13 protein-coding genes are annotated in these 14,664 nt (G+C 33.5%); 4 read left to right on the top strand and 9 right to left on the bottom strand.

Features of this window, described 5'->3' with window-relative positions; genetic code table 11:
- Positions 1-2 precede the first annotated feature (2 nt).
- Entirely contained in the window at positions 3-2,243 is a 2,241-nt protein-coding gene (locus RDK80_RS16855; RefSeq protein WP_308524955.1) for a molybdopterin-dependent oxidoreductase, read from the bottom strand.
- Between the two features lie 60 nt (positions 2,244-2,303).
- On the bottom strand, positions 2,304-3,077 hold the full coding sequence (locus tag RDK80_RS16850; RefSeq protein ID WP_308524941.1) for a hypothetical protein: 774 nt from the start codon (positions 3,075-3,077) through the stop codon (positions 2,304-2,306).
- A gap of 357 nt (positions 3,078-3,434) precedes the next feature.
- Here RDK80_RS16850 and RDK80_RS16845 point away from each other — a divergent pair, with 357 nt between their 5' ends.
- The 4 genes from RDK80_RS16845 (at position 3,435) to RDK80_RS16830 (ending at position 6,604) form a co-directional block, all read left to right on the top strand.
- Entirely contained in the window at positions 3,435-3,785 is a 351-nt protein-coding gene (locus RDK80_RS16845) for a LysR family transcriptional regulator (RefSeq protein WP_308524940.1), read from the top strand.
- A 201-nt stretch (positions 3,786-3,986) separates the two neighbouring features.
- Positions 3,987-4,844 (top strand): molybdate ABC transporter substrate-binding protein, encoded by an 858-nt coding sequence (gene modA, locus RDK80_RS16840; RefSeq protein WP_308524939.1) that lies wholly within the window; start codon positions 3,987-3,989, stop codon positions 4,842-4,844.
- 18 nt (positions 4,845-4,862) lie between these two features.
- The gene (gene modB / locus RDK80_RS16835) at positions 4,863-5,537 is read left to right on the top strand and encodes a molybdate ABC transporter permease subunit (protein ID WP_308524938.1); all 675 of its coding nucleotides are present in this window, start codon (positions 4,863-4,865) and stop codon (positions 5,535-5,537) included.
- Between the two features lie 2 nt (positions 5,538-5,539).
- Positions 5,540-6,604 (top strand): ATP-binding cassette domain-containing protein, encoded by a 1,065-nt coding sequence (locus tag RDK80_RS16830; RefSeq protein ID WP_308524954.1) that lies wholly within the window; start codon positions 5,540-5,542, stop codon positions 6,602-6,604.
- 42 nt (positions 6,605-6,646) lie between these two features.
- Here the strand turns inward: RDK80_RS16830 and RDK80_RS16825 are convergent, their stop codons facing one another.
- The 7 genes from RDK80_RS16825 to nuoE form a co-directional block, all read right to left on the bottom strand.
- Complete coding sequence (locus tag RDK80_RS16825) at positions 6,647-7,240, bottom strand: molybdenum cofactor guanylyltransferase (RefSeq protein ID WP_308524937.1); 594 nt, start codon at positions 7,238-7,240, stop codon at positions 6,647-6,649.
- 11 nt (positions 7,241-7,251) lie between these two features.
- Positions 7,252-7,740, bottom strand: a complete 489-nt coding sequence (locus RDK80_RS16820) for a MogA/MoaB family molybdenum cofactor biosynthesis protein (protein ID WP_308524936.1) — start codon at positions 7,738-7,740, stop codon at positions 7,252-7,254.
- Between the two features lie 21 nt (positions 7,741-7,761).
- Entirely contained in the window at positions 7,762-10,443 is a 2,682-nt protein-coding gene (gene fdhF / locus RDK80_RS16815) for a formate dehydrogenase subunit alpha (protein WP_308524935.1), read from the bottom strand.
- 97 nt (positions 10,444-10,540) lie between these two features.
- Positions 10,541-10,996, bottom strand: coding sequence for a ferritin family protein (locus tag RDK80_RS16810; protein WP_308524934.1), 456 nt, complete (start codon positions 10,994-10,996; stop codon positions 10,541-10,543).
- Positions 10,997-11,070: 74 nt separating this feature from the next.
- Positions 11,071-12,006, bottom strand: a complete 936-nt coding sequence (locus RDK80_RS16805; protein ID WP_308524933.1) for a 2Fe-2S iron-sulfur cluster-binding protein — start codon at positions 12,004-12,006, stop codon at positions 11,071-11,073.
- Positions 12,007-12,022: 16 nt separating this feature from the next.
- The gene (locus RDK80_RS16800; RefSeq protein ID WP_216560147.1) at positions 12,023-13,912 is read right to left on the bottom strand and encodes an NADH-quinone oxidoreductase subunit NuoF; all 1,890 of its coding nucleotides are present in this window, start codon (positions 13,910-13,912) and stop codon (positions 12,023-12,025) included.
- A gap of 16 nt (positions 13,913-13,928) precedes the next feature.
- Positions 13,929-14,414, bottom strand: coding sequence for an NADH-quinone oxidoreductase subunit NuoE (gene nuoE, locus RDK80_RS16795; RefSeq protein ID WP_094903016.1), 486 nt, complete (start codon positions 14,412-14,414; stop codon positions 13,929-13,931).
- Positions 14,415-14,664: the final 250 nt, after the last annotated feature.

Below are 14,664 nucleotides of genomic sequence, written 5' to 3'. Positions count from 1 at the left end.
ATCTATGCCTTCTCTACCTTGTAAGCTCCACCATTTCTACCTGGCCCTCCAGTTGAAGACTCAGAAATACCAAATAGTCCATTCACCTTTGGATCTATTAAATTCATTAAATGTACTCCTGTACCTATGAATTCATTGCTCTCTTGGACTTTTCCTTCAATGTTATATCCTTTTGTGCCATATTCCCAATGCCCATATCCAAATGCTATACCTATGGTTCCCTTTGCTATACCAGGTCTTACTAGAGCATGTCCTATAAATTCGCCGCCTGTAGCAGGAATTACTTTTACTTTATCCATAGTTGATATTCCTAATGCTTTAGCATCTTCAGTATTTAACTCAATATAATTATGTTTGCTTAAGTCTCTAAGGCTGGAACTGTTAGCAAGCATACTTATACTTCTAAATTTAGGTTTGCAATTTGCCGCCTTAAATGGCCATTCTGTTTCTGGGAATACATCATTTACTAAACTGCCATCAGAGAATGATTCAGGACTCCATGCAGCTACACCATTATAATATTCACCAGTTAATGAGTTTCTGCTAGTTGCAAACTTCTCAATATATAAATCAACAGATCCTTTATAAGCATATTTATGATTATCACCTTCAAATCCTGCTCCATGGTCTTCAAAACGACCGCCTCTCGCCATTATGTTTAATACCTTAGGCCATTCTTCATTTGTTAATATATCAGCCCAATCTTTAACCGCATTTTCTAAATCTTGCATTTCTATTTCTTCTTGTGGAATGTCTGCCACAGGTTCTTCATCATATGCCATATTTGCAATACCACGAATGAAATAATCTTCTCTGCTGTTTAATGGTAGCAAGTTATCATTCATATCTAATATTGCCTTATCTCCAAATCCTGGTAATCCAATCTTTTTAGCAACATCAATCACGTATGTTTCAAAGGATATATGTCTTCCATCTTCTAACTTCGGGGTTGCTGGTTCTACTATTGGCCATCTCACAGTAACTCCTTTTCCTGAGAAGTTTCCTTCAATATTAGCTAAGCCCCAACTTTCATAGGGAGTAGTATCTGGTATAATATAATCTGCTAATGCAGTCATTTCTCCCATGTATGCATCACAAGAAATAAATAGTGGAACATTATCAACACTCTTCAGTGCTTCAATCACTTCTTTTCTAGCACCAGCCGGTACTGCTAATAGAGGATTAGCCATCCAATTCAATACTATTTTTGCCTGATAAGGATATTTATTTATAATAGAGAATAATCCTTGATTATCAGAGGCACTTCCTATTGGGTGCCATGGCATCTTTGATGGATATGGATTTTTTCCTTTAGCAACCTTTTCTTTATATTCAGTCGTATCTTCATATCTAACTCCAGTACGGCTAATTCTCATACCTGATGCTTTTGGTCCATCTGGTATGACGTTTAATTGATATCTTGGTCCAGCTGAAGTAGATTTATATGAATTTCTTCTAGTAATTGCTCCACCCTTCTTATTTATACTACCTACCATGGCCATTAAAATATAATGAATCATAGTTATATCTGACCCATTTGCAGTAGCTGTACTTCCCATTCCATCTGCTGCTACTTTAGTTCCATGAGAAGTAAATTCTTTTGCTATTTCTTCTATCTTGTCCTCTGGAATACCACAAACCCTTGAATACTCATGTATCTCATATCTGAAGGCACTTTCTTTTAAAATAGCAAAGGATGTTCTTACTTGTATTTCTTTTCCATTAGGTCCTTTTACTTTTCCTTCATACAATAAATCCGCTGTGGTCGCCTTATCAAATCTAGCATACTCCTTCCTAGCATTATCGATTACAATGAATATGTCTTTTTCTTCCTTTCCAACTTCCAATCCTAAGTCTTCTGCCCTTAGCATTTTTTTATAATTTGGATGTTTTTGGTCTTCTATTACTAAATGAGTAGCATTAGTCCAACTATTAAATCCTTTAGAAACACTAGCCTCATAATTAGGTGAACTTAAGAAATCATTGTTATACTTACGATTTTCAATAATCCATCTAATCAGTGCCATACCAAATGCATTATCTGTTGTTGGCTTTATTGGAACCCATTCACTATTTTCATATAAAGGTGTCACAGCCCCTCCAGCAAGAATAGGGTCTATTACTGAATACTTAAGATTTCCTTCTTTTACTCCAAGCTTTATTTGACGTGCTATGGTTTGCATAGGTTTCCCACTATGTCCTGGGAATGCACCAGCATATAATATATACTCTGCACTATTAATATCCGGCCTTAGATTTTGCCCACTTGCTATTACCTGCGCCGCAGGTGTTTTAGAACCGCCTCAGGAATAACCATGTCCAAAGTTATTTACAGTTCCAAATGAACTCGTAAACCTTCCTGCAAATGAAGTTCTTCCATCTCCACGTCCTCCAAAAAAAACTAATTGATTTGTTTTTGGACCAAACTCCGGGGCCTTTGAATCTATAGGTGTTTCTAAATCTCTTATTTTTCTAAATCCATCTATAACAATATCTTCACCTATATCCTTAAATAATTCTCCACCCTCTACAGTTTCTTCCACCGCCTCATCCCAAGTGATAGGCTTCCACTTTCCTTCTCCCCTAGTTCCTGTTCTTTTCAGCGGAACTAATATCCTCATGGGGTCATAATGACTTTCTAAAGTAGCATTTCCTCTAGCACATAATGCACCTCTATGCATGCTGCCTTTATCTTTATAACTACTAAAAGCCAAATATGATTCTGTTAAAGGCTCTTCAAATGAAAGATGTGGCTCCGCATTATTAGGATTATATGGATTTCCATATACTCTCAATATTTTGCCAGTATTTTTATCAATCTTTACACGATTTCCACATGAGCTATAGCAGCCTAAACATGCACTATGTCTCATCAATATTGATGGTTCTACTTCAACAGCACCTGTTTCTAGATTGATCATAGCCTCTGGCTTTTGCCCTGGTAATTGAGAAAGCTTTGGGAATTCATTTGGAACATCAGTATTTACAGCGTCTTTTTTATTACATCCTATGGTTAAACCAGTCAGACTTAATGCTCCTATACCTCCTAACATTTTCAAAAATGTACGTCTTTTCAATTTTGTTCACCTCGCAAATTATTTTTTTATCAAACTAATATCAATTGCAATATTTATGCCATTATGCTTACTGATAGTAAATGTTCTTTTGTAATCCTATAGTTTACACATCTTGAAAAAATATTTTTTGTTAAAAATTTATATATCCTACTTTGTCATATATGATTTTATAATTATCTTGTCATATTGACAGAGCCCTTTGTCATATTGACAAGGTTCTATCGTTAAATATACTACTTATAACTACTTCTCTACTTATAAAAAATATTTTATTAAATTTAATTGCAATTATAATATTCTTATATTATAATGCTTTGTATCAAAGCTAATTTATGAAGAAGATTGGGAGCGATTACTGTGACCTTAGATTCTAAAGGAAATTCACATTTTAATACTAGAATAAAGATAGTCTATAATGATTCTACATTTGGCCCAGGGATTGCAAGAATTATGGAGTTAGTTAAGGAAACAGGAAGTTTATCTAAAGCCTATAGAATTATGGAATTATCACCTAGCAAAGGATGGAAAATAATTAAAAATGCTGAAAAAGAGCTAGGTTTTCCTTTGTTTATTAGTGTTATAGGCGGCAAAGGCGGAGGTAAATCTGAGCTTTCAAAAGAAGGTGAAGATTTATTAAATAGGTATCAATCCTTTGTTTCCGAGTTAAATGTGGAAGCAGAAAAGCTTTATAAAAAATATTTTGGCTAAGAGAATATTGTTAATTATCTTTCATCTATAAAACAATGTTAAAAAATAATTAAACTATGTTAAAATTTATCGCTCAAATGAGCGATAAAAAAACGTCATCGTTACTCTTGTAAAAGAGGTTCGCTTTATAATATGAATATCTAAGTTTTTCTCTGGGACAAACTTTTACCCCAGATAATATAAAAAAGGGAGGATATAAAAATGAAGTTAAAAAATTTATTTGTCATTCTATTATCATTAGTTTTTGTTTCCACCTTCATGGTTGGATGTAGTAAAGGTATAACAAATAATCCTAATGAGGATACTGAAGTAAAAGCAGAAGATAAAAGTGAAGCAGATAAAGAGGAAAAGGTTAAACCAAAGGAGCCTGTAGAATTACTTATTTCAGCTGCAGCAAGTTTAACAGATGTATTAGGTGAATTAGCAGAAGTATATAAAACTGTAGAGCCCGAAACTACTCTTACATTTACTTTTGGAGGTTCTGGAGCATTGCAGACTCAAATAGAAGAAGGGGCACCAGTTGATGTGTTTATGTCAGCAGCTCAAAAACAAATGAATGCTTTAGAAGAAGGAGGCCATATATTAGACGGTACAATTAAGACTTTATTAGTGAATAAAGTAGTACTTATTACTCCAAAGGATGGAAAGATTGATATGAAATCTTTTGAAGACTTAGCTAAAGATGAAATAAAGAAAATTGCAATAGGGGACCCAGGAAATGTTCCCGTAGGTCAATATAGTGAAGAAATATTTAATAACTTAAATATAGCTGATAAGATTAATTCAAAACTTGTATTAGCAAATGACGTTAGAACAGTACTTACTTGGGTAGAAAGCGGAGAGGTTAACTGCGGCATTGTTTATGCTACTGATGCATTTACATCAGATAGTATCAATATAATCACTGAAGCTCCTGAAGGAAGCCACAAAGAAGTTAGTTATCCAGTGGCAGTAATTAAAGATAGTCAAAATCCTGATAGATCACAAGCATTCTTAGATTTCCTATCTACAGATGAGGCTATTAAATTATTTGAAAAATATGGTTTCTCAATGAAATAGAAATGAACGGAGGATAATATGAGTTATTCCCCTTTATTAATATCTTTAAAAGCTGCAGTTATTGCAACTATAATAACTTTCATCTGTGGAATTTATGCAGCATATTTAACTACAAAATTAAAAAGATTTAAAGGATTAGTGGATGGGTTTTTAACCCTTCCTCTAGTATTACCTCCTACTGTTGTAGGCTTTTTTCTATTGATTTTCTTAGGAAAGAATAGCTTTATTGGTAAGTTCTTAGCATTATATGATATTTCTATTGTATTCTCTAGTACTGCTACTATTATAGCTTCTGTAGTTGTTTCTTTTCCATTAATGTATAGAACTGCAAGAGGTGCTTTTGAACAACTGGATAGAAATATGATTTATGTAGCAAGAACTTTAGGTTTATCTGAACATGAAATATTTTTAAAAATAATGCTACCTAATAGTTTCTCTAGTATTATGGCTGGAACTATTTTAGCCTTTGCAAGAGCATTAGGCGAATTTGGTGCTACGATTATGTTAGCTGGCAATATTCCAGGTAAGACTCAAACCATGGCAGTTGCAGTTTATAGTGCTGTTCAGGGAGGTAATAGAGCTCTGGCTTATAAATGGGTTGCTATTATGGTTGCAATATCATTTATAGCAATATTGATAATGAACAAGTTAGAAAGTGTGAAAATCAACAAAGTAGGGAAAGGAGGTAATTAGATATTCTTTATGCTAATATAAAAAAAACATTTGGAGATTTCTTCCTAGATGTAGAATTTGAAACAAATAAAGAAACATTAGCTCTTTTAGGTGCCTCTGGTTGCGGAAAAAGTATGACACTTAAATGTATCGCTGGAATCGAGACACCAGATGAGGGCCAGATTGTATTAAATGACGTAGTGCTTTTTGATAGTAAAAAAAAGATAAATATATTACCTCAAAATAGAAAAGTAGGATTATTGTTTCAAAATTATGCTCTTTTCCCTAACATGACATTAGAAAGAAACATAGCTATTGGAGCTCCAAAAAATCGCCAGAACAAATCTGGGATTATAAAAGAAATAATTAAATCTTTCTCTTTGGAAGGATTGGAAAGTAATTATCCTCACCAATTGTCTGGTGGGCAGCAACAAAGAGTAGCACTGGCTAGAATGTTAGTAAACGAACCTAAAATATTAATGCTAGATGAACCTTTTTCAGCTTTAGATGAACATTTGAGATGGCAAATGGAGCAGGAGCTTATTGATATATTAAAAAAACATAATGGCAGTGCATTATATGTATCTCACAACAAGGATGAAGTTTATCGAATATGTGACAGAATCGCAGTATTAAATAATGGAAAAATAGAAGAAACTAATTATAAGGAAAATCTATTCAACAATCCTGAAACTCTTAATACTGCAATGCTAATTGGTTGTAGAAATATTTCTAGAATAGAAAAAATTTCTGAAAATAAAATTTACGCCATAGATTGGGGTTTAGAATTAATATGCAATACTATAGTGAAGGATAATATCCGATATGTCGGTATCCATACTCAAAATATTAATCTTTGCTCTGATTATGAATCCACAATAAATACTTTTAAATTAAATATAATGGATATAATACAAAATTTACACTCTTATACCTTAGTATTAGAAAATGAAATGGATAATGACGGAATTTCTCAGTCTCCTATCTATATGAAAGCTTTTGAAGAAGAAGTTAATAAAAAGGAACTATATAAGGGGAAATCAATTTATGTTAATCTAAATGAGGATAAGCTCTTATTATTACATTAATTTAGAGTAAAATACAATAAAAATGTTGGATATCCAACATTTTTATTGTATCAAAAGAAATTCATCTAAGTCTTCTATTGTATTTAAGTTTTTAAATATATCTTTATTTAAACTAAATTTTACAACCTCATCTTCTTCTATATAATGAGTTTTTGATTTAGTAATTAAAGAGTTTATAGCCCTCATATTGGATAATAAATGTTTTTCAATATTTTCTATTATCCTCTTAGAATAAAAGCCATGCAATGGCTCTATCCTATCTCTAATACGTGTCACACAAATATCTATATCTTTGTTCTCAATAGCTTTTTTCATATATCTTATATAATCTATATCAATATTAGGCATATCACAGGCAATTACAAAAGCATATTCAGATGAAGCCTCATTTAAACCTGAATGGATCCCACTTAAAGGTCCCATTCCTTTAATTATATCTGTTCTTATTTTTTGGTTAAACTCATTGTATTCTTCAGGTTTATTTGTTACAATAATGATTTCGTCAAACTCTTCTTCAAGTTTATTAATCACTAAACTCATAAGTCTTTTTTTATCAATCTTCAAAAATTGTTTATCAAAGCCCATTCTTGAACTTTTACCGCCTGCTAATATTATTGCTGCTCCAAACCTTTTCACCGATTCACCTTCTATCGAGCACACTCTGAATCTTTTCCTGTTAGGATTTCTAAGCCATGATGAACGCTATCTAATATATAATCCAAGGCTTCTTTGACTGCCTTTGGACTACCAGGCAAATTGATTATCAAAGTTTTATTTCTTATCCCCGACACTCCCCTAGACAGCATAGCTCTAGGAGTAATGCTGAGACTATAATATCTTATAGCCTCAGCTATTCCATTTGCCATTCTATCACAAGCCTTTATCGTAGCTTCAGGAGTAATATCTCTTTCACTAAAACCTGTTCCTCCAGTAGTCAAAACTAAATCTACTTGCAAATTATCCACCATATTAATTATCTCATTATATATAGTCTCTTTTTCGTCAGGAACTATAATTTTACTTGATACAATATAACCTCTATTTTCTATTATTTCGGTTATTATTTCTCCAGATTTATCTTCTCTTGCTCCGACAGAGCCTTTGTCACTTGCTGTTATTATTCCAACCTTAAACATATTAACCACTCCAAGTATAGTCTATATATTTTCAACTTTTTCTACTCTTACTGCAGAAATCTTATATTCAGCAGTCTTAGTAACTGGGTCATATGCTGAATTAGTTAATTCATTTACAGGAGATTCTTTATAATGGAATGTCATAAACATCATTCCTGGTTTAACTTTATCTGTTACTGTCACCCTACTCAATATAGACCCTCTTCTTGATGTTACCCTTACAAAATCTTCTTCTTCTACTTCTAACCTCTCAGCATCTACTGGATTCATTTCTGCAAGCTCATAAGGTCTTATATCATCTAGGTTTCTAGAATGTCTAGTCATTATGTTATAATGATATAACATCCTTCCAGTGGAAAGAAGTATTGGGTACTCTTCACATGTAAGTTCTGCCGGTGCCTCATATTCAACTGGAATCATCAATCCTTTTCCTCTTGGGAAAGTTCCCTTATGAAGATATGGAGTACCAGGGTGCTCTTCCGTTGGACATGGCCATTGTAAACCTACTTTATCTATTCTCTCATAAGTTATTCCTCTATAACTAGGTGTTGTTTCTCTTATTTCATTAAATATATCCTCAGAGTTTCTATAATCAAATCCCTTTGCTCCTAATTTTGTGGCTATTTCACTTAATATCATCCAATCTAGCCTGCATTCACCAGGTGCTTCAACAGCTTTTCTAACTCTCTGAACTCTTCTCTCAGTATTTGTAAATGTACCGTCTTTTTCAGCATAACATGTTGCTGGAAGTACAACATCGGCAAATTTAGCAGTCTCTGTTAGGAATAAATCTTGTACTACTAAGAAGTCTAAATTCTTTAAGGACTTCTTAACATGGTTCGCATCTGGATCTGTAAGCACAGGATCTTCTCCCATAACATACATTGCTTTAACGTTTCCTATTAGTGCTTCATCTAACATTTCTGGAATTCTAAGTCCATTATTAGGATTTAATTCTACATTCCAAAATTCTTCAAAGAATTTTATATTTTTTTCCTCTGATAAGTTTTGATATCCAGGGAATGTATTAGGAAGTGCTGCCATATCGCAAGCTCCTTGAACATTATTCTGTCCACGCATTGGATTTATCCCTGAATTCTCTAAACCTAAATGTCCTGTAAGCATAGCTAGGTTTGCAAGATTCATAACATTTGCTGTTCCTGTAGTATGTTCTGTTATTCCTAGAGTGTAGAATATACCTGCCTTCTTAGTACTTGTATAGAGTTTAGCAGTTTCATATAGCATATCTTCAGATATTCCAGTAATCCTAGCCACTACTTCTGGAGAATAGTTTTCTATTGTCTCTAATACATTTTCAAATCCTGTGCAGCGTGTTTCTATAAATTCTTTGTCATGCCATCCTTCTTTTACTATGATATGCATCAATCCGTTTATTAGGGCGGCATCTGTACCTGAATTTAAAGGTAACCATATAGTAGCCATTTCTGCCAGCTCTGTACGACGTGGATCTATTACTATAAGCTTTGATCCATTTTTAGCTGCTTTTTTCATTTTGTTTCCAATTATTGGATGAGCCTCTGTAGCATTAGAACCAATAATGAATAATACTTCATTTCCCTCTACTTCTCCAATAGCATTAGTCATAGCTCCACTTCCTAATGTAGTTGCAAGACCTGCAACTGTAGGAGCATGTCAGGTTCGGGCACAATGGTCTACATTGTTGGTGCCTAAAGCGACTCTCATCATCTTTTGAAATACGAAATTATCCTCATTAGTGCAACGTGCAGAACTTAATCCTGCTATAGCATCTCCGCCATGTTGTTCTTTTACATCCTTGAGGTTTTTAACTACTAATTTTATAGCTTCATCCCAGCTAGATTCAACAAATTCTCCATCTTTTTTGATCAATGGTTTAGTGATTCTATCAGGATTGTTTATAAAGTCTGTGTGATATCTTCCCTTTACACAGAGGGATTTTCCGTTTACTGGTGAGTCTGGATTAGGAGTTACTCCAACTACCTTTCCATCCTTTACGTTTAGATCGAAATTACATCCTGTTCCGCAAAATGGACAAGTAGTACGAACTTTCTTAACCTCCCATGGCCTAATACCTTTCAACTGCTTGTTTATAAGAGCACCAGTAGGACATGCTGTTATACATTGACCACACATTCTACAGTTCTTATAATTAATAGGCTCATCAAAACCAGTAGTAACCTTAGAATTAAAACCTCTATTTGTAAAATCAATTGCAGATGTCACTTGAATTTCACTACATACTCTTACACATTTGCCACATAAGATGCATTTACTTTGATCTCTTTCCATAACAGGATTTAGACTATCTATTGCATACTGTTTTACTTCTCCCTTAAAAGAACCTTCTTTTATTCCGTATTTATAACATAAATCTTGAAGTCCACACTCTCCAGACTTTTCGCAAGTCAAGCAATCCTTTGGGTGATTTGAATATAATAAATCTAAAATATCTCTACGAACCTTAACTACTCTTTCAGACTCTGTATATACTACCATCCCTTCTCTTGCCTTAGCCGAACAAGATGCAACAAGGTTTTTAGAGCCCTCTACTTCTACCACACATAACCTACATCCACCAAAGGATGAAAGCTCTTTGTCATAGCATAAAGTAGGAATATCTATTCCATTTTCTCGAGCAGCTTCTAATATAGAAGTTCCCTCTTTTACTTTAACCTCTTTTCCATTCATAATAAATGTAATCATATTTTCGCCTCCACACGGTACTAAAACATTAAAAAATCATTGGCTATTTTATGCTTTTATATTGATATGCAAAATCTTCTTCTAATGAATTCTTTTGTTACCATACTTCATTATAAGCAACATTAACATAAATATCTTCTAGCCTAGTCTTATGCATTTGCTCCATCTTCATAAGTCCAAGAAAAAGCTTTTTCTGCTCCTCATCTAAACAAATATTAGATAAATTTTTATACATATTCATAGCTTCTTCTTCATTCTTTATTGCTAAGCCAATAGCATCTGCGAACTTCATTTCTACAGTTAGCCTTGGTTTATCTATGGTTTCAGCTAGTTTATAATCGCTAACTTCACTTACTTTTATTTCATCCGCTCCACTATCCAAAAAGTCTTCTAAGAACTTCTTATGTTTTAATTCTTCTTCAGCTAATTCTTCAAAGGTCTCTTTAAGATGTTGATCTTGTACCTTTAAAGCAGCATCCCTATAGAATTCATATGCCTCGACTTCATTATTTACAGCAAACTCTATAATTGATTTAAATTCATGGATTGTCATTATATATCCCCTTCTTATAAATCATATTATTATAAATTAATAGATTTAATATTTTGCTACTAAAATCTTGAGAATTATTTTTCCTCTATCTTCTCTATTTTTTCTATAATATCTGATAATCCAAGAGTCTTCGTCCAGCTAGACTCAACAAATTTTTTGCCTATCTTCCTATAAGGCTTATCCGGATTATGGAGATACATTAATTCTGTAGTAAGTCTCCCCTTCAAGCATAAAGGTCTGCCATTAGAAGGTGATTTGGCTCTTACTGCAATGTTTTTATTTTTCTTAGATAATACTTCAAATTCACATCCATATGCACATACCTTACAGCTTACAGTTTTAACCTCTGCTTCCCAAACTCTGGTCTTACCCAATAGTCTCTTATCTACTAAGGCTCCCACAGGACATACAGTCACACATCTATTACAGGATACACATTTTGAGGTTTCAAAGCTTTGATCATCATCTAAAACTATTTGGGTATTATAACCTCTCTTAGCAAAGGCTAAAACTTCTCTTTCTCCCTTTATCTGAGAGCAAGTTCTAACACATTTACCGCATAAGATACATTTACTGTTATCTTTCAATATATATGGACTTGAAGTATCTATAAGTTTGGGTCTCATAGCACCATCATGTTCTTTAAACCTAACATTATATCTATAGGAATATTTCTGTAATAAACACTCTCCCGCTTTTTGGCAAGTCAAACAATCATTTGGATGACTATCTAATAAAAGTTGTAATATATCTTTCCTAGCATTTACTACTCTTTCAGTCTCCGTATTTACAACCATACCTTCTCTAACCTTGACAGAGCAGGAGGTTTCAAGTTTTTTACTGCCTTCTATTTCAACTATACATAATCTACAGGCTGATACCACTTCTAGATTAGGGTCATAGCAAAGAGCTGGAATCTCTATGTTAAGTTCTTTTGCAGCTTGGATTATAGAATAGTCTTCAGGCACCGTGATCTTTTGTCCATCTATAGTAAGTGTTACATATTTCATCACTTTACCTCCTTCTCTATCTCTTAATTACTGCTCCAACAGGACATACTGTCATGCAATTACCACATTTAATACATTTATCTGTATCTATTACATGTCTTTCCTTTACCTTTCCATCGATGCAGGAAACAGGACAGTTTCTAGCACATTTAGTACATCCAATACATTTATCTGTAATGTAGTATTCTAGAAGTGCTTGACATGCACCAGCAGGACATTTCTTATCTCTTATATGAGCCTCATATTCATGTCTAAAATATTTCAATGTAGTTATTACTGGATTAGCAGCTGATTGTCCAAGTCCGCATAAAGATGCAGAGCTAATTGTTTCAGATAGACTTTCTAGTCTCTCTATATCTCCTTCTTCTCCCTTGCCTTCAGTAATTCTTTCCAAAATCTCAAGCATTCTCTTTGTACCTTCTCTGCATGGTACACATTTACCACAAGATTCCTCTACAGTAAAGTCAAGGAAGAACCTAGCAATATCAACCATACAATTATTTTCATCCATTACAACCATTCCGCCTGAACCCATAATGGAACCTAATGCACCTAAGGATTCAAAGTCTACTGGTACATCTAAATATTCAGCTGGTATACAGCCGCCTGAAGGTCCACCAGTTTGTACAGCTTTAAATTCCTTACCATTTGGTATCCCACCGCCAATATCATATACAATTTCCCTAAGAGTCATACCCATTGGTATTTCAACTAGTCCTGTATTTTCAATCTTTCCACCTAAAGCAAAAACTTTAGTTCCTGGAGACTTTTCTGTACCGATATTTCTAAACCATTCTACTCCTTTTTGAAATATTATTGGTACATTTGCAAGAGTTTCTACATTATTTATAATAGTTGGTTTCTGCCATAAACCTTTATGAGCAGTTCTATTGATTTTAGTTCTTGGCATGCCTCTTCTTCCCTCTATGGATTCCATAAGAGCTGTACCTTCACCGCATACAAAGGCTCCTGCCCCAAGTCTTAATTCAATATCAAAATTGAAATCTGTACCTAATATATTTCTACCTAATAATCCGTATTCTCTCGCTTGCTTTATAGCTACTTCTAATCTTTGTACAGCTATTGGATACTCTGCTCTAACGTAAATAAAACCTTGATCTGCACCTACTGCATAACCAGCTATAGCCATAGCTTCCAGTACAGAGTGAGGGTCTCCCTCCAGTATTGATCTATCCATAAATGCACCAGGATCTCCCTCATCTGCATTACAGATTATATATTTTTGATCTGCATCATATTTATATGCTTCTTCCCACTTTCTCCCTGCTGGGAATCCTGCACCACCTCTACCACGTAAATTAGAGTCCTTCACAGTCTTTATTACTTCTTCTTGAGTCATTTCTGTTATTACTTTTGCTAGCGCTGAATATCCATCAAGTGCTATGTATTCTTCTATATCTTCTGGGGCTATAACTCCACAATTTCTAAGTGCGATTCTAGTTTGTTTTTTATAAAAGTTAACTTCGCTAACAGGTTTAATCTTGTCTTCCACATAGGATTCCTTAAATAATCTTCTTTTAACTATATGACCTTTTACTATATGCTCTTCTACGATTTCCTCAACATCTTCTAATTCAACATGGCTATAAAATACACCTTCAGGGTAGACTACTATATTTGGTCCTGATTCACATAAGCCAAAACAACCTGTGAGTATTACTTGTATATCTTCAGATAACCCTTTTTCTTTTACCTTCTCTTCTATTAAATTCTTGATCTTATCTCCATTTGATGAGTGACATCCCGTCCCACCACAAACTAATACATGGTGTTTTTTGAAACCCTCTCTCTCATCAATGAACTCCTTGCCTAGCTCTGACTGACGAAGCTTAATTCTATTCAGACTTTTTTCTTTAATTTCATTTAATTCTTTAATAGTGGTCATCGTCTACACCTCCATATTATCTATATTTATCTAATATGCCTTTTACATCTTCAGGCTTCAATCTACCATATACATCATCATTCACTGATAAAACTGGTGCTAATCCACAAGCTCCAATACATCTGGTGGCCGTTAATGAGAATTTCATATCTGGTGTAGTTTGTCCTGATTCAATACCTAGCTCTTCCATAACCTTATTAAGTAATTCTTGAGATCCTTTTACATAACATGCAGTTCCTAAACAAATTCCAATTTTGAATTCACCTTTTGGTATTAATGAAAATTGGGAATAAAAAGTAGCTACTCCATATATTTCAGATAACGGTACATTTAATCCTTTTGATATCATTTCTAAAACTTCAACTGGCAAATAGCCAAATTTAGCTTGTGCCTCTTGTAGTACAGGCATTAAAGCTCCTTGCTTTTCTTTGTTGTCTTTAATAAAAATCTTAAATTCATCAAGCTTGTCCTTATTCTTCTCTAAATCAAATTTAAACTCCACTTATAGCCCTCCTTTTTATTAATATTACTAAAGAATATACAACAATCAAAAGGTACTGTCCATAGTAATATTTACTATTTTCACCATGCAATATTTGATATTAAATATCTATTAAATTTATCTATGTATCCCAATTAGACAATATCATTCTATAATAGTCCATATATTTTGTCAATTTATAAATGCTCATTAATACTGGCTAAGCCATCATTTTTCTGAATATATTTGAAACTTTTATATACTTTTATAA

It is taken from the genome of uncultured Tissierella sp. (genome assembly GCF_902479755.1).
GTDB lineage: Bacteria > Bacillota > Clostridia > Tissierellales > Tissierellaceae > Tissierella > Tissierella carlieri.
Note: the sequence above shows the minus strand (reverse complement) of the source record. Positions and strands in the feature narration are given on the sequence as shown.